Genomic DNA, 22175 nt, shown 5'->3' with positions numbered 1-22175 from the left:
GTATTCTCTTTCGAGGGAACAACCCCCTCCCAAGGGTTTTGGGGTGGAGGAGGCGGAGTTGGGGGGATGCCTTTCCCCCGCGAAGGTGTCACTACAGGCTGTACCGATTTCATACGAAAACGCGACAGGGAAGTGTCGCTTATCGGACAACATGCCCTCTAACAGTGCGTTTGCCGCGCAAATTCGTTAGTCTGGCAGCCATTTTGCGTTTGCTCCCCAAAAGGGAACGGCGCGCTAAACGGGTCAACCTCAAACGGGTCGACAGCATTTCCCCCACCCCACGGGAAATCCCTCTCTAAATTCCGATTCAGCAGTGTGGTATTTCCTTAAATGAAAGTGTTGAAAGGCCAGGACATCCTGGCACTTGGTTTTATGACCTTTGCCCTGTTCGTCGGGGCCGGTAACATCATCTTCCCCCCTATCGTCGGCCTGCAGTCCGGACCCCATGTCTGGATGGCGGCGCTGGGTTTCCTGATTACCGCGGTTGGCCTGCCGGTCGTCACCGTCGTTGCCCTGGCCAAGGTCGGCGGCGCCATGGACGCCTTGAGCAGCCCGATCGGCAAGCTTGCCGGTGGCCTGCTGGCCGCGGTCTGCTACCTGGCGGTTGGCCCGTTGTTCGCCACGCCACGTACCGCGACCGTGTCCTTTGAAGTCGGCCTGGCGCCCTTGACCGGTGAAAGCCCGCTGGCACTGTTCCTCTACAGTTCGGTGTATTTCCTGCTGGTGTTCTTCATCTCCCTCTACCCGGGGCGCCTGCTGGATACCGTCGGGCGCTTTCTCGCCCCGTTGAAGATCATTGCCCTGGCGGTCTTGGGCATCGCGGCGTTTGCCCTGCCGGCGGGGGATATCGGTACCGCCACACCTGAATACGTGGCCGCGCCGTTTTCCCAGGGCTTTATCAATGGCTACCTGACCATGGATACCCTCGGTGCCCTGGTGTTCGGCATCGTCATCGTCAACGCCATCCGCTCGCGCGGTGTCGAGTCGCCACGGTTGATCACCCGCTACGCGATCATCGCCGGTCTGATCGCCGGTGTCGGCCTGGCGCTGGTGTATATCAGCCTGTTCCGCCTGGGCTCGGGCAGCCATGAAGTGGCGGTCGGTGCCACCAACGGGGCGGCGGTGTTGCATGCCTACGTGCAACACACCTTCGGCTCCCTGGGCAGCGGTTTTCTGGCGGTGCTGATTTCCCTGGCCTGCCTGGTGACGGCAGTCGGCCTGACCTGTGCCTGTGCCGAGTACTTCAGCCGGGTGCTGCCGCTGTCGTACAAGACCCTGGTGATCATCCTGGCGGCGTTTTCGCTGCTGGTGTCGAACCTGGGGCTGACCAAGCTGATCGCGTTCTCGATTCCGGTGCTGACGGCGATCTATCCGCCCTGCATTGCCCTGGTGGCGCTGAGCTTCTGCCAGTCGTTCTGGCACGCCCAGGGACGTATCGTCGGGCCGGTGATGCTGGTGTCGTTCCTGTTCGGGATGGTCGATGCGCTGAAGGGTGCGGGCCTGGCCGACTGGATGCCGACGCAACTGTCCCACCTGCCGCTGAGCGAGCAGGGGCTGGCCTGGCTGGTGCCTTCGGTGATCATGCTGGTGGTGGTCGTGGTGATTGACCGTCTGCTCGGGAAACGCAGCGAAGCGCTGGCCTGAGGTCTGCGCCCGTCACGAACGGGTTGTGGATAAGTGAAAAAAGCCCCCGTGTCGGATAACGACCGGGGGCTTTTGCTTTGGCTCTTGTCCCGATGGACTGTTATCCACAGGACTTCAGTAGTTGCATCCCAGGATATTGGAATAATCTGTAGGAAAGTTAACCGACGGACAAAGTAAAGCCCGCACAAGGCGGGCTTTCTTTTGCAACCTGAGTTCTTCCGCAAAGGAAGAAACTCCAATGACTCAAGAACCGGTGGCTTCTTTATTGGCCTCTTCGGCAGCCGCCTTGTTGGATTCAGCCTGAGCTTTGGCAGCTTCGGCGTTTTCCTTCGCTGCGTCGTTCACCTTATCCTGGGCTTCGTTCATTTTTTGCTGAGCTTGCTCGGCGTGCTGGTTTGCGTCTTGAGCTTTGTCCTCTGATTTTTTATCGCAGGCAGCGAGACCCAGAGAAGCGGTCAGCATCAAGGCAATAGCTAAAGTCTTACGCATGGGGTATTGCTCCTTTGTGGAAATAGTTACTACTGGCCTTTCGAACCCGAGCCCAAGGGTTAAGTTCCTTGATTTGCAAAGATATATAACTATTCCCGGTGCGGAACTTTTACCAATTGTGCAGATTTTATCGTCGCCGATATTGATATGAGATGTTCATTCCATGAGTGAGAACCCCGTTTTTGAGCGCGCCACGCGTTTTCTCGGTGCACTGCGGCATTGCCAGGTTCTCGGCCTGTCCCTGCACAGTGCCGATACCCGTGGATTGACCTTGATCCTGCCCTACAGCCCGCAGATCGTCGGTGATCCCCAGAGCGGCGTGATCCATGGCGGTGCCCTGACGTCGCTGATGGACACCGCCTGTGGCATGGCGACCCTGTGCGTCCTGCCCGAGTTCGAAGTCTGTCCGACCCTCGACCTGCGGATCGACTACATGCACCCCGCGCAGCCGGGCCAGGACGTCTACGGCTTCGCCGAATGCTACCGAGTCACCCGCGACATCATTTTTGCCCGCGGTTTTGCCTACCAGGATGATCCGGCAAACCCCATCGCCCATGTGGTCGGGACCTTCATGCGCATGGGCAAGGGTATCAAGGGCAGCCAGCGCTTCGGTGGCTCGATCAACGGAGGAGCGGCATGAGCAACGACTTCAAGGACCTGCTCCAGCAGGCACACCAGCAAGGCGACTATGGCCAGCTCCTGCAACGGATTCCCTACGCCAAGCTGATCGGCATCGAATGCTCCCGCCTGGGGGACGAGTTGCTGTTCCGCCTGCCGGCGAACAGGGAAAATATTGGTAACCCTTTGTTGCCGGCGATCCATGGTGGTGTCATCGCCGGCTTCATGGAACTGGCGGCCGCCCTGCACCTGCTGGTCTTCACCGGTTCGCCCGGGGTGCCCAAGGTCATCGACTTCTCCCTCGACTACCTGCGTGCCGGGCAGTTTCGCGATACCTATGCCAAATGCCAGGTATGTCGCCAGGGCCGACGGGTGGCGAATGTCGCCATTACCGCCTGGCAGAGCACCGAGGCCGAGCCGATTGCCACCGCCCGGGCCCACTTCAAGATCGAGGAAACACTCCCCAGCACTTGAAATCCCCACCATAGCCCCCAACTTTGATGACAACCCGCCGCCAACCCTCAGGGGGGCGGCCACTGCCATCCAATTGGAGTTTGATGACCATGAGTGTGGAAACTCAAAAGGAAACCCTGGGCTTCCAGACCGAGGTGAAGCAACTGCTGCACCTCATGATCCATTCGCTGTATTCCAACAAGGAAATCTTCCTTCGCGAATTGATCTCCAACGCCTCCGACGCCGTCGACAAATTACGTTTCGAAGCCCTGTCCAAGCCTGAGTTGCTGGAAGGTGGCGCCGAACTGAAAATCCGCGTGAGCTTCGACAAGGACGCCAAGACCGTCACCCTCGAAGACAACGGTATCGGCATGAGCCGCGACGATGTGATCACCCACCTGGGGACAATCGCCAAGTCGGGCACCGCCGATTTCATGAAGAACCTCTCGGGCGACCAGAAGAAGGATTCGCACCTGATCGGCCAGTTCGGCGTGGGCTTCTACTCGGCCTTTATCGTCGCCGACCAGGTCGAAGTGTTCAGCCGCCGTGCCGGCCTGTCGGCCAGCGAAGGCGTGCACTGGTCTTCCAGGGGCGAGGGCGAGTTCGAAGTCGCCACCGTGGAGAAAGCTGACCGCGGCACCCGCATCGTCCTGCACCTGAAGTCCGGTGAAGACGAGTTCGCCGATGGCTGGCGCCTGCGCAATATCATCAAGAAGTACTCCGACCATATCGCCCTGCCGATCGAACTGCCGAAAGAAACCGCGGCCGCCGAAGGCGAAGAGAAACCGGCGCTGGAATGGGAAACCGTCAACCGTGCCAGTGCCCTGTGGACCCGTCCGCGCACCGAGGTGAAGGACGAGGAGTACCAGGAGTTCTACAAGCACATCGCCCATGACTATGAGAACCCGCTGAGCTGGAGCCACAACAAGGTCGAAGGCAAGCTGGAATACAGCTCGCTGCTCTACGTGCCGGCCCGTGCGCCGTTCGACCTGTACCAGCGCGAGGCACCGAAAGGTCTCAAGCTGTACGTCCAGCGCGTCTTTGTCATGGACCAGGCCGAGTCCTTCCTGCCGCTGTACCTGCGCTTCATCAAGGGCGTGGTCGACTCCAACGACCTGTCCCTGAACGTATCGCGAGAAATCCTGCAGAAAGACCCGATCATCGACTCGATGAAATCGGCGCTGACCAAGCGTGTCCTCGACATGCTGGAAAAACTGGCGAAGAACGAGCCCGAGCAATACAAGGGCTTCTGGAAGAACTTCGGCCAGGTCATGAAAGAAGGCCCGGCCGAAGATTTCGCCAACAAGGAAAAAATCGCCGGCCTGCTGCGTTTCGCCTCTACCCAGGGCGAAGAAGGCGAGCAGGTGGTGTCCCTGGCCGAGTACCTGGCACGCGCCAAGGAAGGCCAAGACAAGATCTACTTCCTGACCGGCGAAACCTACGCCCAGGTCAAGAACAGCCCGCACCTGGAAGTCTTCCGCAAGAAAGGCATCGAAGTGCTGCTGCTGACCGATCGCATCGACGAGTGGCTGATGAGCTACCTCAACGAATTCGACGGCAAGAGCTTTGTCGACGTGGCACGGGGTGACTTGGACCTGGGCAACCTGGACTCGGAAGAGGACAAGAAGGCTGCCGAGGAAGTCGCCAAGACCAAGGAAGGCCTGGTTGAGCGCCTCAAGACCGCCCTGGGCGACGCTGTCAGCGAAGTGCGGGTTTCCCACCGCCTGACCGACTCGCCGGCGATCCTGGCCATCGGTGAACAGGACCTGGGCCTGCAAATGCGCCAGATCCTCGAAGCCAGCGGGCAGAAGGTGCCGGACTCCAAGCCGATCTTCGAATTCAACCCGACCCACCCGTTGATCGAGAAGCTCGATGCCGAGCCGGACGAAGACCGCTTCGGCGACCTGTCCCATATCCTGCTCGACCAGGCGGCCCTGGCGGCCGGCGACAGCTTGAAGGACCCGGCGGCCTACGTGCGCCGACTGAACAAGCTGCTGGTTGAACTGTCGGTTTGATCACGCTGTAGAAAAACCCGCTTCGGCGGGTTTTTTAATTTCCAGATGTCCTTGCGGAGTGTGCAATGAGCCAAATCACTGTGAGTTCTGTGGTCTATCAGATTGATGGCCAGTCCTACGAGGGTCGCCTGGCCTTCGATGCCAGCCACCAGGGCGCGCGCCCGGGGCTGTTGATGGCACCCAACTGGATGGGTGTCAGCGCCGGCGCGGAAAAGATTGCCGAGGCCGTGGCTGCCAAGGGTTATGTGGTGCTGATTGCTGACCTCTACGGGCAGTCGGTTCGCCCGCAGAACGGCGACGAGGCGGGTGCGGCGATGATGCCGCTGAAGAACGACCGGGCCGAACTGCGCAAGCGCATGCAGGCTGCGTTCGAGGCGTTGCAGGGGCAGGGCCTGGCGGCGGTCGACAAGTCGAAACTGGCGACCTTCGGTTTCTGCTTTGGCGGTTGCTGCTCGCTGGAACTGGCCCGTACCGGCGCGCCGTTGAAAGCGGCGGTGTCGTTCCACGGCACCCTGGATACGCCGAACCCGGCGGATGCGCGGAACATCAAGGGCGCGGTCCTGGTGCTGCACGGCGCGTCCGACCCGTTGGTGCCGAAGGAACAGCTGCCGGCATTCGAGGACGAGATGAACGCCGCCGGTGTCGATTGGCAGCTGTTGAGCTACGGCGGTGCGGTGCACTCCTTCACCGATCCGCATGCCAACGTACCGGGCAAGATGATGTACGACGCGAAGACCGCCAGCCGCGCCTTCGTCTCGATGCATAACCTGCTGGAAGAAGTGTTCAAGGGCTGACTCTTGTCGCAGCCCTGACGGCCTCTTCGCGGGCAAGCCCGGCTCCCACGGGTTTTGTGTTCGGTCGCTGAACCGCGGCGTGATCCCTTGTGGGAGCTGGCTTGCCAGCGATGAGGTCCTTAAGCCCCACGGCGCCCATCCGGACGCCATCGCCAGCAAGCCGGCTCCCACGGGTTTTGTGTTTGGTCGCTGAATCGCGGCGCGGCGCGATCCCTTGTGGGAGCTGGCTTGCCAGCGATGAGGCCCTTGAGCCCCACGACGCCCATCCGGACGCCATCGCCAGCAAGCCGGCTCCCACAGTTTCGCGCCAGACGGGGGGGCCCTGTAGGAGCGGGCTTGCCCGCGATGAGGCCCTTGAGCCCCACGGCGCCCATCCGGACGCCATCGCCAGCAAGCCGGCTCCCACAGTTTCGCGCCAGACGGGGTCCCTGTGGGAGCGGGCTTGCCCGCGAAGAACGATAACGCGGTCCCCCGACCTACCGCGGCAGGGCGATCCGCTCGCTTTCCCCCGGGACCGTCGGCCAGTCCCCGGCCGCCCAGCGTGCCCGCGCCTGATCGATCAAGGCCGGATCGCTGGCGACGAAGTTCCAGTTCATCCGCCGTGGTCCATCCAGCGGCGCCCCGCCAATCATCACCAGATGACACTCGCCCGCGGCGAACAGCGTGGGACTTTCCCCGCCCGGCAGCACCACCAGGCTGCGCGGCGCCAACGGCTCACCGTCCAGCTCGACCTCGCCGTCCAGCACGTACAACGCCCGTTCCTCGTGTTCATCGGGGATCAGCAGGGTGGTTGCCGTGTCCATCCACACCTCGGCATAGACCGTGGGCGACAGCACCGGCACGGGTGACGTCAGACAGAAGCCGCTGCCGGCGATCAGGCGGATCCTCACCCCCAGGTTGTCGCTGGTGGGCAGGCTGGCGGCGGGGTGATGGCTGTAGTGCCCCGGTCCCTGTTCATGCTCCCTGGGCGATGCCAGCCAGACCTGCAGGCCATGCAGGGCCGAACCGCTGGCCATCAGTTCGGCCGGCGTCCGCTCGACGTGGGCAATGGCGCTGCCGGCGGTCATCCAACTGACTTCGCCGGGGCCTACCCGCTGCTCGGAACCGAGGCTGTCCTTGTGCAGCAGTTCGCCCTCGAACAGGTAGGTCAGGGTCGACAGGCCGATATGCGGGTGCTGCCGGATATTCATGCCGCTGCCCGGTGGATAGCGGGTTTCCAGCATATGGTCGAAAAACACGAAAGGCCCGACGCTGCGGCACTGGGCCGAGGGCAGGGGACGCAGGATCGGTTGACCTTCGACATCCTCGGCGCGAGGACGAATCACCAACGGTGTGTTCATGGGGCTTCCAGGCTCGGCGGGCAATGCGCAGAGCATAACCCGCTTTTTCGCCGCCGCCCTTACTGACTGAAGGCGCCTTCGGACAGCAGGGTTTCGATGCTGACTTCGCTGGTGGTCATCAATTTGTGGATCGGGCAGCGGTCGGCGACCTTGTGCAGCTCATCGCGCTGGGCATCGCTCAGCACGCCCTTGAGGGTGAGCTTGACCAGCAGGCCGTATTTGCCCTTCTGCTCCTGGCTGTTGTCGCGCTTGACCTCGACCGTGACGCCGGTCAGCGGGATGCCTTTCTTCTGCGCGTAGAGCTTCAGGGTCAGGGCCTTGCATGCACCCAGGGCGGCGTCGAAGTAGTCGTGGGGTTCCGGCGCGGAGCCTTCGCCACCGGCGGTTCTGGGCACATCGGCGAACAGCTGGTGATCATCGATCTGCACGCTGTGAAGAAAACCTTCGCTCGATTCGGTGTTGATGGTGATGGTCATGACATACCTCAGGCAGAGAGTGACGGGAAAAGACCCTGAACCTTATAGAACACTCCACCGGGGCGGTGTTCAGCTTTTTTCGCGTCCGCACGCCCTTGTGGAGCGCATATCGGACTTCTTGGGCGCTTTGATATCACGCTTTCGTCTAACGCAAATGTTGCAAATGCCTCTACCGTTGAAGACAGCGTGATAGCGGGTGGATGCCGCGTTTTTTGCCGAAGTTTTGCGACGAAACCGTTGTGAGCGAAGTTTTTTACATGAAGTCTTGCGGAGGGAGCCGAAGCGATGAGCAGTATCCGGAGTTTGAACATAGCGCCACGGGCGGGCCTGGGGTTTGGCCTGCTGGCGTTGATGGTGTGCCTGCTGGGCGGCTTTGCCCTGTTGCAGATGGGCAATATGCGCCAGCAGTCCGAAGCGGTGGAAACCAACTGGTTGCCCAGTGTGATGGCGGTCGGCGAGATCAGCCAGGATCTGCTGCGGGTCCGGGCGTTGACCCTGCGCCTGCTGCTCAACCGCGATCCCCAGGCCCTGGCGGAGAACGAAGCCAAGCTCAATCAACTGAAAAGCGGCCTGGACAAGGCGCAGGGGCGTTATGAGGCGCTGATGTCGTTGCCTCGGGAGCAGGAGATGTTCGAGCGTTTCAAGGGCGTCGAGCAGCAATACCTCCAGCGCCAGCAGCAGGTCATGGCCTTGTCCGGAGAGGGGCGGCTCGAAGACGCGGTGCGTATCGTCAACGGCGAGATGAACCAATTGGCCGATGAAATGGCCACGACCCTGCATGAGCTGGTGGAACTCAACAAGCACCATGCCACCCAGGCCACGGACCTGGCCCAGGCCGTGTTCAGTCGCTCGCGGATCTGGGTCGCCGGGATGATTGCCCTGACCGCTCTGATCACCGTCGGCCTCGCGCTGCTGCTGACCCGCAGCATCGTCCTGCCGCTGGCGCAGTCGCTGGGGGTGGCCGAGGTGGTGGCCTCCGGCGACCTGACCGCGGTGATCGATGTCGACGGCCACGACGAGCCGGCGCGCCTGCAGGCGGCGCTCAAGGACATGCAGCAGCGCCTGCGGGAGACGATCCGGCAGATTTCCGATTCTTCCAGCCAGTTGGCCTCCGCTTCCGAAGAGCTCAGTTGCGTCACCGAGGATGCCACCCGTGGCTTGCACCAGCAGAGCCTGGAGATCGAGCAGGCGGCCACCGCGGTCAACCAGATGACTGCGGCAGTGGAGGAAGTGGCGAGCAACGCGGTGGCGACGTCCGAGGCCTCGCGCGAGTCCGACCGGATTGCCCAGCATGGCCGCGAACAGGTACGCCAGGCGGTGCTGTCCATCGAGTCGCTGGCCGATGACGTCAGTGGCAATGTGCTGCAGGTCGAGGACCTGGCGCAGAAGGTCTATGGCATCAGCAAGGTGCTGGAGGTGATCCGTTCGGTGGCCGAGCAGACCAACCTGCTGGCGTTGAACGCGGCCATCGAGGCGGCCCGGGCCGGGGAGGCCGGGCGCGGTTTCGCCGTGGTGGCCGATGAGGTGCGCGGGCTGGCCCATCGTACCCAGCAATCGACCCAGGAAATCGAGCAGATGATCGGGGCGATCCAGCAGGGCACCGAGCAGGCGGTCAGCGCCATGCAGAAAAGCAATGGCCGGGCCCGTTCGACCCTGGAAGTGGCCAAGGCCGCAGGCGATGCCCTGGATGAGATCGCCACGGCGATCACCCTGATCAACGAGCGCAATATCGTGATTGCCAGCGCCTCGGAGGAGCAGGCGGCGGTGGCGCGGGAGGTGGACCGCAACCTGATGAATATCCGCGACCTGGCCCTGCAGACCTCGGCCGGGGCCAACCAGACCAGTGCGGCGAGCCAGGAGCTGTCACGGCTGGCGGTGGACCTCAACGGCCTGGTGGCACGCTTCTCGGTGTAAGAGCGCCGTGGCCTGTGGCACAGATTTGTGGGAGTGGGCTTGCCCACGAAGAACGATAATGCGCTGTATCTGAAATACCGCTTCGCGCCATTCGCGGGCAAGCCGGCTCCCACACAAGCGGGGCTGGTATTTCAGGCAAAAAAAACGCCCCGAACCGGTCGGGGCGTTTTTCATCTCGCGATCAGGCCGGGCTTACTTGCCCTGCCAGCGCTTCAGGACCAGGGTGGCGTTGGTGCCACCGAAGCCGAAGCTGTTGCTCATCACGTTGTTCAGCTCGACGTTTTCGCGGGTCTTGGTCAGTACCGGCAGGTCGGCGACTTCCGGGTCCAGCTCGTCGATGTTGGCGGAACCGGCAATGAACTTGCCTTCCATCATCAGCAGGCAGTAGATCGCTTCGTGAACGCCGGCGGCGCCCAGGGAGTGACCGGACAGGCTCTTGGTCGAACTGATGGCCGGGGCCTTGCCGCCGAAGACTTCACGCACGCCCTTCATTTCCGCGACGTCGCCGACCGGAGTCGAGGTGCCGTGGGTGTTCAGGTAGTCGATCGGACCGTCAACGGTGGCCATTGCCATCTGCATGCAGCGCACGGCACCTTCGCCGCTTGGCGCAACCATGTCGTAGCCATCGGACGTCGCGCCGTAGCCAACGATTTCGGCGTAGATCTTCGCGCCACGGGCCAGGGCGTGTTCCAGCTCCTCGACCACGACCATGCCGCCGCCGCCGGCGATGACAAAACCGTCACGCTTGGCGTCGTAGGCACGGGAGGCCTTTTCCGGCGTGTCGTTGTACTGGGTGGAGAGGGCGCCCATGGCGTCGAACAGGAACGACTGGCTCCAGTGCTCTTCTTCACCGCCGCCGGCGAAGACGATGTCCTGCTTGCCCATCTGGATCTGCTCCAGCGCGGTACCGATGCAGTGGGCACTGGTGGCGCAGGCGGAGGAGATCGAGTAGTTCAGGCCCTTGATCTTGAACGGCGTGGCCAGGCACGCGGAAACAGTGCTGCCCATGGTGCGGGTCACGCGGTATGGACCGACGCGCTTCACGCCTTTTTCGCGCAGGATATCCAGCGCTTCCATCTGGTTCAGGGTCGATGCGCCGCCGGAGCCGGCCACCAGGCCGGTACGCGGGTTGGAAACCTGCTCGTCGGTCAGGCCGGAGTCAGCGATCGCGTCCTTCATGGCCAGGTAGGCATAAGCCGCCGCGTGGCCGACGAAGCGATAGATCTTGCGATCGATCAGTTCTTCGAGGTTGAGGTCGATGGAGCCGGAAACCTGGCTACGCAGACCCATTTCGGCATATTCCGGGTTGAAGCGGATGCCAGGGCGGCTTGCACGCAGGTTAGCGGAGACGGTCTCTTTGTCATTGCCCAGGCACGAAACGATGCCCAGACCAGTGATAACGACGCGGCGCATGCGGATAACCCTTAGAAGTTGTCAGTGGAGGTGAAAACGCCGACCCGGAGGCCTTCGGCGGTGTAGATCTCGCGACCGTCGACCGTCACCGAACCGTCGGCGATGGCCAGGTTCAGCTTGCCCTTGAGGACGCGCTTGATCTGAATGTTATAGGTGACCTTCTTGGCGGTCGGCAGGACCTGGCCGAAGAATTTCACTTCGCCCGAACCCAGCGCGCGGCCGCGGCCCGGCAGGCCCTGCCAGCCGAGGAAGAAGCCGACCAGTTGCCACATGGCATCGAGGCCCAGGCAGCCCGGCATCACCGGATCGCCTTCGAAGTGGCAGGCGAAGAACCACAGGTCCGGGGTGATATCCAGCTCGGCGACCAATTCACCTTTGCCGTACTTGCCACCCTCTTCGCTGATATGGGTGATGCGATCCACCATCAGCATGTTCGGGGCGGGCAGTTGCGCGTTACCTGGGCCGAACAGCTCACCGCGACTGCAGCGAAGCAGATCTTCCCGGGTAAAGGCGTTTTGTTTGGTCATGCGAGCTCCTCAATAATCCCATGCGGCAGGGTGGGGCAAATCTTCCCGGCCGATCGAAGCCTTCATGCCTCGAATCGACAGCCTACTCATAGACTATTGCGTTGTAGTGAAAGTCACAGCACAAGGGACATGAATGTACACTTGTGCACTGAAATTATTATTCAAGCCGGTTTCATGGCTCGTTTGGGTGCCTAAGACTGCCGCACTTTCGCCTTTCACGCCAGTCGCACATCGTATTCAAGGTACCCAACGCCGCAGAATCTGTTGCAGATCAGTGCGTTTGAAGGGCTTGGCCAGGTAATCGTTCATGCCCGCCACCAGGCACTGCTCGCGGTCGCCCTGCAAGGCGTTGGCGGTCAGGGCGATGATCGGCAACTGCGCGCCGTCGGGCAATTGGCGGATCTGCCGGGTGGCCTCGTAGCCGTCGACGAGCGGCAGCCGGCAGTCCATCAGGATTGCCGCGAAATCGCCGGTTTTCGCCAGCTCGACCGCCTCGATGCCGTCATGGGCCAGGCTGACCTCGAAGCCCAGGCTGCGCAACATGGCTTCGATGACGGTCTGGTTCACCGGGTTGTCCTCCACCAGCAGGACCTTGCGCCCTTCGCCGTGGCCGGCCAGCAGCTGCGGCAAGGCCTCGGGCTCGACCTGGCGGTACAGGGCGAGGGGGATTTCCAGGGTGAACACCGAACCCTGGCCCTCTTCGCTGCGCGCATGCAGGGTGCCGCCCATGCGCTCGGCCAGGGTCCGTGCAATCGGCAGGCCGAGGCCGGTGCCGCCATAACGCCGGGAGATCGAGCTGTCGGCCTGCTGGAAGGCATTGAACATCAGTTCCAGCCGTTCGGCGGAAATGCCGATGCCGCTGTCGCGCACCGTGCAACTGAACCAGATCACCTCATCGTCCAGGCCCTGCCAGGCCGGCTCGATACTGACGCTGCCGTGCTCGGTGAATTTCAGCGCATTGCCGACCAGGTTGACCAGGATCTGCCGGATCCGTGTCGGGTCGCCCTTGACCTGCAGGTTGTGCAGGCCCGGCGGGAACTGCAGGTTCAGTTGCAGCCCGCGTTGCACGGCACTGTGCTGGAAGGCCTGGGCACAGCTGCTGATCAGCTCGCCGAGGCCGAAAGGAATATGTTCCAGTTCCAGGGCCGAGCGCTCGATCCGCGAGAAATCGAGGATGTCATTGATGACCTTGAGCAGGTGCTCGGTGGACTCCGAGGCGAGGGTCGCGTACTCGGCCTGTTCGTCGGTCATCTCCGTCGTTTCGAGCAGTTGCAGCATGCCCAGTACGCCGTTCATCGGGGTGCGCAGCTCGTGGCTCATCATGGCCAGGAAGTCGGACTTGGCATTGTTGGCCCGTTCCGCTTCCTCGCGGGTCTGGATCAGTTGCGCGATGGCCTGGTGCTGTTCGCGACTGGCTTGTTCGAGGCCGGTGGCGAGGTTGTTGATATGCCGCGCCAGGTCGCCGAGCTCGGTGTCATCTGGCACCGGCAGCGGGGTCTTGTAGTCACCCTGCTGGATGGCCTTGACCGCGTGGCCCATGGCGCTGATCGGCTGCGACAGGTTGGCCGCCAGGCGGCGGGCCAGCAGGAAGGTGAAGAGCAGGGCGAACAGCGCCAGGATCCCGGCCTTGAGCAGGATTTCCTGCTGGCGCTGGTTGAAGGCGTCGTTGGACATGCCGACGATCACCCGCCCCAGGTAATCCTCGCCCGCGGCCACGGCGGCGCCACTGGTGCCTTGCAGGAAATCGCTGTCGAGCTGGATGCGTTGCAGGCGCACCGGGGCCTGGAACACTTCGACCTGTTGCGCGCGGCTATGGCTTTCCGAGGGTTGCTCGACATAGACCAGGATGTTGTTGCTGCGGTCCTGGACTTCGAGGAAACGCACATGCGGAGTGGTCAGGCTGGCCTTCATCAGGCTTTCGAGCACTTCATTGTTACCAGATATGACACCGTACTCCGTGGCCGGTGCCAACTGGTTGGCGATCAACTGGCCGGTGTGATTGAGTTCCTGGCGCAGGTCCTGGATCCGCACGAAAGTGAAGAAGCTGATCAGCAACAGGGTCAGCAGCAGGGCCGGGCCGAGGCTGATCATCTGGGTACGGGCGTTGATGCCCCAGTGCCGGCGCAGGTTCATGGGTGGGATTCTCCTTCGGCCAGCCGGGTGGCGACCGAGACTTCGTCGATCGGCTCCAGGCTCAGCGAGCGGGCAACCTGCGGATTGCTCAGTATTTTGAAACGCGGGGGGTAGAGCGTACGCGGCCAGCTGTTGGGGGATTGGTCGAGCAGCTTGTCGAGGATCGCCAGCCAGTCGTTCTGGTCGCTGTAGCTGCTGGCCAGGCTGCCGGCCTTGACGAAGCCGGCGTTCGGCCCGATCAGCGCCAACTGCCGGGAATAGCTGCTGAGCAACAGGTTTTTCGCGGTCTTCGGGTTGTACAGCGTCGCATCGTCGATCCCCAGCAACACGTCGCTGCCGCGCAACAGGTTCTGCAGGGGGCGGCTGTCGGCGGTGTCGTCCCAGCGCTGGGGGACGATTTCCAGTCCCAGCGGCTGGGCCGCCTGACGCAGTTCCGCGAGGAGGAACTCGCTGTCATCGTCATACAGCACGCCGACCCGTCGCGCCTGCGGCAACACCGCGTTGATCAGGTGCAATTGTCGCGAGGGCGGTGGATCGCTCCAGAGCAGGCTGAGCTGGTTCGGCAACTGTTCGCCGAGGCGCTGGCGCGCTTGCAGGCGGCTGATGCGCAAGACCAGGGTGGACGGACCCTGGCGATCGCCCAGGCGCCAGTCGAGGCTGGGCGGGTCGAGCAGGATCAGGCGTGTCCCTGGCGGCAGTTGGCTCGGCGGCGGCAGTTGCCCGAAAGGCACGAAGCGTACCCGGTCCTCGGGACGCTGTTGCGCCAGGGCGCTGGTAAAGGCCTGTACCCCGGAGCTGTCCTCGGCGCCGGTGAGCAGCACATCGGCGGCCCGGGCCTGGACAATCAGTACAAGCAGCACCAGCAGGCCGCTGGCCAGCTTGCCGAGCCAGGCTCCGCAGGCTGATGTCATCCTTGACTGACGGTCGTCCATGCTCAGAATTCCAGCTCGGCGCTGAAGTAGAACACCTGGCGCTGCTCGTAGTTGTTGTCGGGCCAGGTGACGGGCTGGTCATCCAGGCGTTGCTGCACGACCCCCGACAGCTCCAGGCTGGCCTTGCGCAAGGGGATGCGCTTGGCGACCCGCAGGTCGACCCGTTGGAAACGATACTGGTTGATCGCGTCGTCGCCGTAATAGAACAGCGCGCTCGACCAGCCCGCGCCCCAGTCGCGCATCCAGCCGGCGGAGCCGCTGTTGCGGGCGGTGAACTGTTCGTCGGTAGGATTGCTGGCCTGGGTATCGACATAGGCATAGGTCAGGCGTAGCCGGTCGGCGGCGCTCAGGTGCCAGTCGAGCTGGGTTTCAGTACCGCTGAAGCGGGCGCTGTTGGCATTGCTGGCGATGTACTGGTTGTTGCGCAGCGGCGAACTGACCATCGAGGTGATTTCGTCGTAGAACAGTTTCACGTCGAGGCTCAGCCCGATATCCGTGAAGAAACCGTTGTAACCCAGTTCCCGCGAGCGCATCCGCTCCTTGTCGAGGTTGCCCGGGCCGCGGGTCTTGACGAAATACTGGCCGCTGGTCTGGCCGTAGGTCGGTGAATCGAGGTTGGTCACCCGGTAGCTCCAGTTGACGTTGTTCTCGAACATATCCGGCGAACGGATGGCCTCGGAATACACGGCACGCAAGCCGTGTCGCGGATTGATCAGGTAGTTGACGGCAAACCGCGGGGTCAATGAGTCACCGGTCAGTTGCGCGTTTTCGTACATGGCGCCGCCCTGGAACAACCAGTGTTCGCTGGCGCGCCACTCCAACTGCCCGAACAGGCGCCAGGTGTTGTCGTCGACGGTGCCATTGAAGTAGGTCTCGGAGTCTGCCCGGTCATAACGATAGTTCATGCCGCTGACCAGGCGCAGGCTGTCCGACAGGCTCAGGGTGTCCTGCAGTTCCAGGTCGTAGCGGGTCTCGCGGGTGCTCTGGTCGATATCGCCGCAGACCGCTTGGCTGGCGCCTTGATTGAACCATTGGTCCAGAACCTGCCTGGCCAGTGTTTGCTCCGCGGCGGCGCCGGGAGGCGGGCTGCCCACGGTGTAGCGATTCATGTTGCGCGCCAGGTTTTCCGCGTAGTTGGGATTGAGCTGCCACAGCTGGGTCAACTGCGGGCTGAACGACACCTTGGCGTCACAGGCGCGCCAGACTTGCTGGCGATCCCAGTGCTGGGCCGAGCCCTGGATGTAGAGGCTGTGCTGCGGACTGATATCCAGGTTCCAACGCAGGGAACCGGCGTAATCCTTGGCCACCACATCGGAGTTGTCGCCTGCTTCCTGGATCTCCGGGAACACCGCCTTGTAGGTATATGGCCGCTGGTTGGTGCCTTCCTTGGCGTTCAACTGCCAGTCGATGCTCTGGCTTTCATTGAGCATCTGGCTGACCGACAGGTTGAAGCGGTTCAGGCGCCGGCTGTCGCGGTAGTCGGCGCCGACACGGTCGCTGTCGAAACCGTCGTCCTGCTGGCCGGACATCGACAGGCGCAGGTCGCCGGTTTCCCAGCCGGTGCCCTCGCTGGCGTACCAGTCATTGATGCCGCGTTCGCCGCGGGTGACCTTGATGCGCGAGCCGTGGGTGCTGCCGGGGGACTTGGTCAGGATGTTGACCACCGCCATCAGCGCGTTCGCGCCGTAGCTGACGGTGTTCGGCCCCCGGAAGACTTCGATGCGCTCGATATCCTCCATGGCCACCGGGATATCGCTCCAGTCCACCGTCGCCAGCCCGGCCCGGTAGACCGAGCGCCCGTCGATCAGCACCTGCATGCGCCGGGCGTTGGCGGCGTCGGTCCCGTGGTAGTTGATCGCCGCCTGGTTGCCGTTGGTGTAGCCGACCATCATGCCCGGCACCAGGCGCAGCAGTTCGGCGATATCCCGGGCGCCGCTGGCCTTGATCAGCTCGTTGTCGATCACGGTCATGCTGCCGGGCACCGAGGCCGGGGATTGTTTCAGGCGCGTGGCGGTCAATACCTCGGGCAGCGGCTGGTTTTCCAGGAACAGGTCGTCGGCCAGCACCGGGCTGCTGAGCAACAGCGCCAGGAGCATGGGGGAACGCGTGAGGGGAGGGCCAAAGTACACGGTTCAGCCTTGATAACAGATAATAGCCGCGCATGTTAACCGAGCCGGGCGGGTTTGCCATGGCACAGGGCCTGCATTCTGTCTGCAAATTCGGACAAATCCTTGTGTCAGAGCCCTTTGCGCCGAATGCGTTTGGGACTGGCTGCCGCCGGGTGGCTCCGTATAATGCGGCCATCGCCATTGGTATAAACGGATTGCATATGACTGAACAGCACCCTATCGCGGTCCTGGGAGGCGGGAGTTTTGGGACCGCCGTGGCCAATCTGCTGGCCGAGAACGGGCATCGCGTCCGCCAATGGATGCGCGACCCTGAACAGGCCGAGGCCATTCGTGTCAATCGCGAGAATCCGCGTTACCTCAAGGGCATCAAGATTCATCCGGCGGTCGAGCCGGTCACCGACCTGGCCGCGACCCTCGAAAGCTGCGAGCTGTTCTTTGTCGCCCTGCCATCCAGCGCCTTGCGCAGCGTGCTGGCGCCCCATGCCGGGCAACTGAGCGGCAAGTTGCTGGTGAGCCTGACCAAGGGCATCGAGGCGCAGACCTTCAAGCTGATGAGCGAAATCCTCGAAGACATTGCCCCGCAGGCGCGGATCGGCGTGTTGTCGGGGCCGAACCTGGCCCGTGAAGTGGCCGAGCATGCGTTGACCGCCACCGTGGTCGCCAGTGAAGACGAAGAACTCTGCACCCGGGTCCAGGCCGCGCTGCACGGGCGGACTTTCCGCGTCTATGCCAGCGCCGACCGGTTTGGCGTCGAATTGGGCGGGGCATTGAAGAACGTCTACGCGATCATTGCCGGCATGGCGGTGGCGCTGGGCATGGGCGAGAACACCAAGAGCATGCTGATTACCCGGGCCCTGGCGGAAATGACCCGGTTTGCCGTGAGCCAGGGCGCCAACCCGATGACTTTCCTCGGCCTGGCCGGGGTCGGCGACCTGATCGTCACCTGTTCCTCGCCCAAGAGCCGCAACTACCAGGTCGGTTTCGCCCTGGGCCAGGGCCTGAGCCTGGAAGACGCGGTGACCCGCCTGGGAGAAGTGGCCGAAGGGGTCAATACGCTCAAGGTGCTCAAGGCCAAGGCCCAGGAACTGGGGGTCTATATGCCGCTGGTGGCCGGGTTGCACGCGATTCTGTTCGAAGGGCGTACCCTCGACCAGGTGATCGCCTTGCTGATGCGCGGTGAGCCGAAGACCGATGTCGATTTCATTTCCACCAGCGGTTTCAACTGATCCACGGGACAGGAGCAAGACATGAACGAAGCCAAGTACGAATCCATTGTGTTGCGCGTGGTGTGGATGCTGCTGTTCCTGCTGGTCTGGCAGGTCACGCAATTCATCCTCGGCGCCCTGGTGCTGGTGCAACTGATCTACCGGCTGGTCTATGGCGCGCCAAGCGGCAACCTGATGAACTTCGGTGACAGCCTGAGCCAGTACCTCGCCCAGATCGGCCGTTTCGGCAGCTTCCACAGCGACCAGAAACCCTGGCCGTTCGCCGACTGGCCGACACCCCGCGCGCCCGAGGGCGAAGCCCCGCACAGCGTGCCGCCGGCTGCCCACCCGGCCCGTGACGAGGAACCCAAGCTATGAAGTTATGGGTGCTGCGTCATGGTGAAGCCGAGCCGCAGGTGCGCAGCGATGCCGAGCGCAACCTCACCGCCCATGGCCGCAAGGAAGTGCTGCGCAGTGCTGCGCACCTGATCGGTCAGCCACTGACGGCAATCTATGCCAGCCCCTATGTCCGGGCCCAGCAGACCGCGCAACTGGTACGCGAAGCCCTGGGGTTCGAGCCGGAGATCATCACGGTGCCCTGGCTGACCCCCGAGACCCATCCGTCGAGGGTGCTGGAGCACCTGGATACGCCCGACAACCTGCTGCTGGTCAGCCATCAACCGCTGGTGGGCAGCCTGATCGGATTGCTCGAAGACGGCCACCTGCGCACTGCCCAGCCGATGAGCACCGCCAGCCTGGCGGAGCTGGAAGGCGACTGGCCGCTGGCCGGTGGCATGACCCTCAACAGCGTCCGTCACCCCTGACAGGCTCGTGGACGGCGCCGGAAGCGGGCGCCGTCCGTTACCTCATGGCGTCAGTACCGCGCCGATCAGCTCGGTCCTGGCCTGTTTCAAGGTCACCGTATTGACCTTGGCGCCTTTGAAGGTGCAGTGCTCGAAGTACCCCGAGAACATCGCGTGGCGCAGGTCGCTATGATCGAAGTTGTTGCCCTTGAAGCCACTCGACAACAGGGCGCCCTTGAGATTGGCGGCCATGAAGTTCGCTCCGTGGTACTGGCCGAAAAAACGCACTCCCGCCAGGTCGCCGCCACTCAGGTCGACCCCGATCATGTTGACGTTGGTCACCTGCAGCGTGCGCAGCACCTGGCAGATGGCGTCCTTGTGCCAGTTCCTCAACGGCAGCCGGGTATCGACGTCGTGGAAGGGCAGCGCGTCCCCCGGATATCGGCCGCTTGCCGCGATATTCAAGGCGCACAGCTTCATCGCCCGGGTCAGTGACGGCGACAGCGTGGACGGCACCCGCAGGTCGAACAGCTTCTTTTCCACATGCAGGGACACCCGTCCGCCGCCTTCCAGCGGCACACCGTCCCAGCTTTGCAGGATGCCGGGAAAACGGCCGGTGCAGGCCACCATCAATTCCAGCAGCCCACCCAGGGGGTAACGGCGCAGGTCGGGAACGCCGCCGAGGAACGCCTGCGCCGACGACAGACAGTCCTTGAGTCCCAGCACGGCCATGTGCTGTTCGAGGGGGGCTGCCGCAAAGGCTCCCGGCATGGGCTGCCGGTGCGCGTGCGCCGGCGATGCGGGCGATACCGGCTGCTGTGCCTGCTGTGTTCGTGGGCTGCGGACAGGGATCAAGCTTCGAAAAAGGCTGCCTATCGTTGACATGAACGTCTCGTAAGGGGCTGGGAAACCGGAAATTCGACGCGATCCGCCGTCGGCCTGCTATCAGATTCCACCCGTTTTTCCCGACCGGGAACGATATCGCCGGGCTTGCGGTGTCGGCGTGCCCGTGAAATAGTCGGCCAAGCAAGTGCTTGGTTGGTTTTTATCCGGAATAAGAACAAGGGAGGGAGTCTTATGTCTGCCGCTTTTCGTTTGCCCCTGGAAGTCTTCTACGAGCGCGAAGCTCGCCATCCCCGCCAGGCTTACCTGGTCCAGCCGCTGGGCGGAGGCGAGGTGCAGACCCTGAGCTGGTCCGAGGTCGGTCACCAGGCACGTTGCGCGGCCCACTGGCTGCGGGCCCGGGAGTTGCCCCAGGGCAGCCATGTGGCGATCATCTCGAAGAATTGTGCCCACTGGATCATTGCCGACCTGGCGATCTGGATGGCCGGCCATGTCTCGGTGCCGCTGTACCCCAACCTGACGGCCGACTCCGTCGCCCAGGTGCTCGGGCACGCCGAGGCCGCGCTGGCCTTTATCGGCAAGCTCGATGACTGGCCGGCCATGCAGCCGGGGCTTCCCGCCGGCCTGCCGACCATCAGCCTGCCCCTGTGCCCGGCGGGGGATTTCGATTTCCGCTGGGCCGACCTGCAAGCCTGTTCGCCGATCCAGGACGACCCGCTGCCCGCCGCGCAGCAACTGGCGACGGTGATCTATACCTCCGGCACCACCGGCCAGCCCAAAGGCGTGATGCACAGCTTCGCGACCCTGTCGTTTGCCGCCAATCATGCGATTGGGCTGTTCGGCCTGGGGGAAAAAGACCGGCTGCTGTCATACCTGCCGCTGTGCCATGTGGCCGAACGGATGTTTGTCGAGCTGGCGTCGCTCTTCACCGGGCAGACGGTGTTTTTCGCCGAAAGCCTGGACACTTTCCTGGTCGATCTCAGGCGTGCGCGGCCGACGGCGATGTTCGGCGTGCCGCGGATCTGGAGCAAATTCCAGATGGGCGTCCATGAAAGGATCGCGCCGGCGCGACTGGACCTGCTCCTGCGCCTGCCGCTGCTCGGGCGGCAGGTCGGCCGCAAGGTTCTCGCCGGGCTGGGGCTGGATGCCCTGCGCGTCGCGCTGTCCGGCGCGGCACCGGTGACGCGGGAGCTGCTGCACTGGTATCGGCGCCTCGGGCTGGAGGTGCGCGAGGTCTATGGCATGACCGAAAACAGCGGCTACTCCCATGTCTGCCGGGGCGGCCAGCATGTGTCGGGGTGGATCGGCCAGCCCTGTCCGGGCGTGGAGGTGCGGATTGACGAGCAGGGCGAGGTGCTGGTTCGCAGCGGCGCGACCATGCTCGGTTATTACAAGGATCCGCTCAAGACGGCCGAAGCCCTGACCGAGGAGGGTTTCCTGCGCACCGGCGACAAGGGGGAACAGGATGCCCTGGGCAATCTGCGGCTGACCGGGCGGCTCAAGGAAATCTTCAAGACCAGCAAGGGCAAGTACGTGGCCCCGGCGCCCATCGAGAACCTCCTGGCGGCCAATACCTGGCTCGAACAGGTCTGCGTCGTCGGTGACGGCTTGCCGGCCCCGCTGGGCCTCTGCGTGCTCTCGGCCGCAGCTGCCCAGGTTCCCCGGGCGAGCTTGCAGGCAGGGCTGGAAACCTTGCTGGAGGAGGTCAACCAGGCCCTCGACAAACATCAGCGCTTGCGTGCGCTGGTGGTGGTGAAAGATAGTTGGGCGGTTGAAAACGGCTTTCTGACGCCGACCCTGAAGCTCAAGCGCCCGGTGATCGAGCAGTGCTACGGCGCACGGTTCCAGGCGTGGAGCGAGCACGGGCAGCCCGTGTTGTGGCAGGAATGACAAATAAAAACTGAGGATTGCAAGATGGCCCTGTGGCGCACCGTTCCGAATATCGACCAACTCAATGCCTCGGCGAAGAACACCATCAGCGAAGTGCTGGACATTCGCTTCGAAGCCTTTGACGAGCAGTCACTGACCGCCAGCATGGTGGTCGACCACCGTACTCACCAGCCGTTCGGCCTGCTGCATGGCGGCGCCTCGGTGGTGCTGGCGGAAACCGTCGGCTCGATGGCCAGCTACCTGTGTGTCGACACCAGCCAGTACTACTGCGTCGGCCTGGAAATCAATGCCAACCATCTGCGCGGCGTGCGCAGCGGACGGGTGACGGCGGTGGCGACGCCGGTCCATATCGGCCGCACCACCCATGTCTGGGATATCCGCCTGAGCAGCGACGAGGGCAAGACCAACTGCGTCTCGCGCCTGACCATGGCGGTAGTGCCGCTGGGACAGACGCCGCCGAACCGCTGACAGGCGCCATGGCCATGGCCGGACTGTCATCATTCCTGGCAGTTACGGTCATTGCTGGCGGCGGACGTCCTGCCGACAATGAACACCTG

General features: G+C 63.1%; 20 protein-coding genes. 11 read left to right on the top strand and 9 right to left on the bottom strand.

Features of this window, described 5'->3' with window-relative positions; all coding sequences use genetic code 11:
• Positions 1 to 330: 330 nt before the first annotated feature.
• Positions 331 to 1644, top strand: coding sequence for a branched-chain amino acid transport system II carrier protein (gene brnQ / locus ACL9RJ_RS30505; protein WP_177085263.1), 1314 nt, complete (start codon positions 331 to 333; stop codon positions 1642 to 1644).
• Between the two features lie 243 nt (positions 1645 to 1887).
• On the opposite strand, the gene ACL9RJ_RS30500 is transcribed toward brnQ, so the two are convergent.
• On the bottom strand, positions 1888 to 2133 hold the full coding sequence (locus ACL9RJ_RS30500; RefSeq protein ID WP_017127975.1) for a hypothetical protein: 246 nt from the start codon (positions 2131 to 2133) through the stop codon (positions 1888 to 1890).
• A gap of 163 nt (positions 2134 to 2296) precedes the next feature.
• Here ACL9RJ_RS30500 and ACL9RJ_RS30495 point away from each other — a divergent pair, with 163 nt between their 5' ends.
• From ACL9RJ_RS30495 to ACL9RJ_RS30480, 4 genes are all read left to right on the top strand, one after another.
• Entirely contained in the window at positions 2297 to 2773 is a 477-nt protein-coding gene (locus ACL9RJ_RS30495) for a PaaI family thioesterase (RefSeq protein ID WP_017127976.1), read from the top strand.
• A complete protein-coding gene (locus ACL9RJ_RS30490; RefSeq protein ID WP_212810668.1) occupies positions 2770 to 3225 on the top strand; it encodes a PaaI family thioesterase in 456 nt (151 codons plus the stop codon). Before ACL9RJ_RS30495 ends, ACL9RJ_RS30490 begins: the two co-directional genes overlap by 4 nt.
• A gap of 89 nt (positions 3226 to 3314) precedes the next feature.
• On the top strand, positions 3315 to 5219 hold the full coding sequence (gene htpG, locus ACL9RJ_RS30485) for a molecular chaperone HtpG (protein WP_042936275.1): 1905 nt from the start codon (positions 3315 to 3317) through the stop codon (positions 5217 to 5219).
• Positions 5220 to 5284: 65 nt separating this feature from the next.
• On the top strand, positions 5285 to 6013 hold the full coding sequence (locus ACL9RJ_RS30480; RefSeq protein WP_017127979.1) for a dienelactone hydrolase family protein: 729 nt from the start codon (positions 5285 to 5287) through the stop codon (positions 6011 to 6013).
• 476 nt (positions 6014 to 6489) lie between these two features.
• Here ACL9RJ_RS30480 and ACL9RJ_RS30475 read toward each other — a convergent pair whose 3' ends face one another.
• Both ACL9RJ_RS30475 and ACL9RJ_RS30470 read right to left on the bottom strand, forming a co-directional pair.
• Positions 6490 to 7353 carry a pirin family protein gene (locus ACL9RJ_RS30475; RefSeq protein ID WP_177119641.1) on the bottom strand — a complete coding sequence of 288 codons (864 nt, stop codon included), beginning with the start codon at positions 7351 to 7353 and terminating at the stop codon, positions 6490 to 6492.
• 59 nt (positions 7354 to 7412) lie between these two features.
• Positions 7413 to 7829: an OsmC family protein gene (locus ACL9RJ_RS30470; RefSeq protein WP_017127981.1), complete on the bottom strand. Its 417-nt coding sequence runs from the start codon at positions 7827 to 7829 to the stop codon at positions 7413 to 7415.
• A gap of 285 nt (positions 7830 to 8114) precedes the next feature.
• On the opposite strand from ACL9RJ_RS30470, the gene ACL9RJ_RS30465 reads away from it, so the two are divergent.
• Positions 8115 to 9743, top strand: a complete 1629-nt coding sequence (locus tag ACL9RJ_RS30465) for a methyl-accepting chemotaxis protein (protein WP_017127982.1) — start codon at positions 8115 to 8117, stop codon at positions 9741 to 9743.
• A gap of 192 nt (positions 9744 to 9935) precedes the next feature.
• On the opposite strand, the gene fabB is transcribed toward ACL9RJ_RS30465, so the two are convergent.
• The 5 genes from fabB to ACL9RJ_RS30440 form a co-directional block, all read right to left on the bottom strand.
• The gene (fabB, locus tag ACL9RJ_RS30460; protein WP_177119642.1) at positions 9936 to 11156 is read right to left on the bottom strand and encodes a beta-ketoacyl-ACP synthase I; all 1221 of its coding nucleotides are present in this window, start codon (positions 11154 to 11156) and stop codon (positions 9936 to 9938) included.
• 11 nt (positions 11157 to 11167) lie between these two features.
• Positions 11168 to 11683, bottom strand: coding sequence for a 3-hydroxyacyl-[acyl-carrier-protein] dehydratase FabA (fabA, locus tag ACL9RJ_RS30455; protein WP_017127984.1), 516 nt, complete (start codon positions 11681 to 11683; stop codon positions 11168 to 11170).
• Positions 11684 to 11920: 237 nt separating this feature from the next.
• The gene (locus ACL9RJ_RS30450; RefSeq protein ID WP_017127985.1) at positions 11921 to 13816 is read right to left on the bottom strand and encodes an ATP-binding protein; all 1896 of its coding nucleotides are present in this window, start codon (positions 13814 to 13816) and stop codon (positions 11921 to 11923) included.
• Entirely contained in the window at positions 13813 to 14748 is a 936-nt protein-coding gene (locus ACL9RJ_RS30445; RefSeq protein ID WP_422765945.1) for an ABC transporter substrate-binding protein, read from the bottom strand. The genes ACL9RJ_RS30450 and ACL9RJ_RS30445 overlap by 4 nt, the downstream gene beginning before the upstream one ends.
• Before the next feature lie 2 nt (positions 14749 to 14750).
• Complete coding sequence (locus tag ACL9RJ_RS30440) at positions 14751 to 16877, bottom strand: TonB-dependent receptor plug domain-containing protein (protein ID WP_422765944.1); 2127 nt, start codon at positions 16875 to 16877, stop codon at positions 14751 to 14753.
• 200 nt (positions 16878 to 17077) lie between these two features.
• Here ACL9RJ_RS30440 and ACL9RJ_RS30435 point away from each other — a divergent pair, with 200 nt between their 5' ends.
• Genes ACL9RJ_RS30435 through sixA form a run of 3 tightly spaced genes read left to right on the top strand, consistent with a single transcriptional unit; the run spans position 17078 to position 18906 of the window.
• On the top strand, positions 17078 to 18103 hold the full coding sequence (locus ACL9RJ_RS30435; RefSeq protein ID WP_017127988.1) for an NAD(P)H-dependent glycerol-3-phosphate dehydrogenase: 1026 nt from the start codon (positions 17078 to 17080) through the stop codon (positions 18101 to 18103).
• A gap of 21 nt (positions 18104 to 18124) precedes the next feature.
• Positions 18125 to 18460: a DUF4389 domain-containing protein gene (locus ACL9RJ_RS30430; RefSeq protein WP_017127989.1), complete on the top strand. Its 336-nt coding sequence runs from the start codon at positions 18125 to 18127 to the stop codon at positions 18458 to 18460.
• On the top strand, positions 18457 to 18906 hold the full coding sequence (gene sixA / locus ACL9RJ_RS30425) for a phosphohistidine phosphatase SixA (RefSeq protein ID WP_017127990.1): 450 nt from the start codon (positions 18457 to 18459) through the stop codon (positions 18904 to 18906). Before ACL9RJ_RS30430 ends, sixA begins: the two co-directional genes overlap by 4 nt.
• 42 nt (positions 18907 to 18948) lie before the next feature.
• Here the strand turns inward: sixA and ACL9RJ_RS30420 are convergent, their stop codons facing one another.
• Positions 18949 to 19617 carry a pentapeptide repeat-containing protein gene (locus tag ACL9RJ_RS30420; RefSeq protein WP_017127991.1) on the bottom strand — a complete coding sequence of 223 codons (669 nt, stop codon included), beginning with the start codon at positions 19615 to 19617 and terminating at the stop codon, positions 18949 to 18951.
• A gap of 345 nt (positions 19618 to 19962) precedes the next feature.
• On the opposite strand from ACL9RJ_RS30420, the gene ACL9RJ_RS30415 reads away from it, so the two are divergent.
• Together ACL9RJ_RS30415 and ACL9RJ_RS30410 are read left to right on the top strand one after the other, a co-directional pair.
• Positions 19963 to 21618, top strand: coding sequence for an AMP-binding protein (locus ACL9RJ_RS30415; RefSeq protein WP_422765943.1), 1656 nt, complete (start codon positions 19963 to 19965; stop codon positions 21616 to 21618).
• A 24-nt stretch (positions 21619 to 21642) separates the two neighbouring features.
• Positions 21643 to 22086: a hotdog fold thioesterase gene (locus ACL9RJ_RS30410; protein ID WP_017127993.1), complete on the top strand. Its 444-nt coding sequence runs from the start codon at positions 21643 to 21645 to the stop codon at positions 22084 to 22086.
• Positions 22087 to 22175: the final 89 nt, after the last annotated feature.

Source organism: Pseudomonas sp. Mn2068 (assembly GCF_049319725.1).
In the GTDB taxonomy this organism is placed as follows: Bacteria; Pseudomonadota; Gammaproteobacteria; order Pseudomonadales; family Pseudomonadaceae; genus Aquipseudomonas; species Aquipseudomonas gingeri.
Note: the sequence above shows the minus strand (reverse complement) of the source record. Positions and strands in the feature narration are given on the sequence as shown.

Coding starts and splice junctions, on each gene's coding strand:
- brnQ (WP_177085263.1), top strand. CDS start 331: ATGAAAGTGTTGAAAGGCCAGGACATCCTGGCACTTGGTTTTATGACC.
- ACL9RJ_RS30500 (WP_017127975.1), bottom strand. CDS start 2,133: ATGCGTAAGACTTTAGCTATTGCCTTGATGCTGACCGCTTCTCTGGGT.
- ACL9RJ_RS30495 (WP_017127976.1), top strand. CDS start 2,297: ATGAGTGAGAACCCCGTTTTTGAGCGCGCCACGCGTTTTCTCGGTGCA.
- ACL9RJ_RS30490 (WP_212810668.1), top strand. CDS start 2,770: ATGAGCAACGACTTCAAGGACCTGCTCCAGCAGGCACACCAGCAAGGC.
- htpG (WP_042936275.1), top strand. CDS start 3,315: ATGAGTGTGGAAACTCAAAAGGAAACCCTGGGCTTCCAGACCGAGGTG.
- ACL9RJ_RS30480 (WP_017127979.1), top strand. CDS start 5,285: ATGAGCCAAATCACTGTGAGTTCTGTGGTCTATCAGATTGATGGCCAG.
- ACL9RJ_RS30475 (WP_177119641.1), bottom strand. CDS start 7,353: ATGAACACACCGTTGGTGATTCGTCCTCGCGCCGAGGATGTCGAAGGT.
- ACL9RJ_RS30470 (WP_017127981.1), bottom strand. CDS start 7,829: ATGACCATCACCATCAACACCGAATCGAGCGAAGGTTTTCTTCACAGC.
- ACL9RJ_RS30465 (WP_017127982.1), top strand. CDS start 8,115: ATGAGCAGTATCCGGAGTTTGAACATAGCGCCACGGGCGGGCCTGGGG.
- fabB (WP_177119642.1), bottom strand. CDS start 11,156: ATGCGCCGCGTCGTTATCACTGGTCTGGGCATCGTTTCGTGCCTGGGC.
- fabA (WP_017127984.1), bottom strand. CDS start 11,683: ATGACCAAACAAAACGCCTTTACCCGGGAAGATCTGCTTCGCTGCAGT.
- ACL9RJ_RS30450 (WP_017127985.1), bottom strand. CDS start 13,816: ATGAACCTGCGCCGGCACTGGGGCATCAACGCCCGTACCCAGATGATC.
- ACL9RJ_RS30445 (WP_422765945.1), bottom strand. CDS start 14,748: ATGGACGACCGTCAGTCAAGGATGACATCAGCCTGCGGAGCCTGGCTC.
- ACL9RJ_RS30435 (WP_017127988.1), top strand. CDS start 17,078: ATGACTGAACAGCACCCTATCGCGGTCCTGGGAGGCGGGAGTTTTGGG.
- ACL9RJ_RS30430 (WP_017127989.1), top strand. CDS start 18,125: ATGAACGAAGCCAAGTACGAATCCATTGTGTTGCGCGTGGTGTGGATG.
- sixA (WP_017127990.1), top strand. CDS start 18,457: ATGAAGTTATGGGTGCTGCGTCATGGTGAAGCCGAGCCGCAGGTGCGC.
- ACL9RJ_RS30420 (WP_017127991.1), bottom strand. CDS start 19,617: ATGGCCGTGCTGGGACTCAAGGACTGTCTGTCGTCGGCGCAGGCGTTC.
- ACL9RJ_RS30415 (WP_422765943.1), top strand. CDS start 19,963: ATGTCTGCCGCTTTTCGTTTGCCCCTGGAAGTCTTCTACGAGCGCGAA.
- ACL9RJ_RS30410 (WP_017127993.1), top strand. CDS start 21,643: ATGGCCCTGTGGCGCACCGTTCCGAATATCGACCAACTCAATGCCTCG.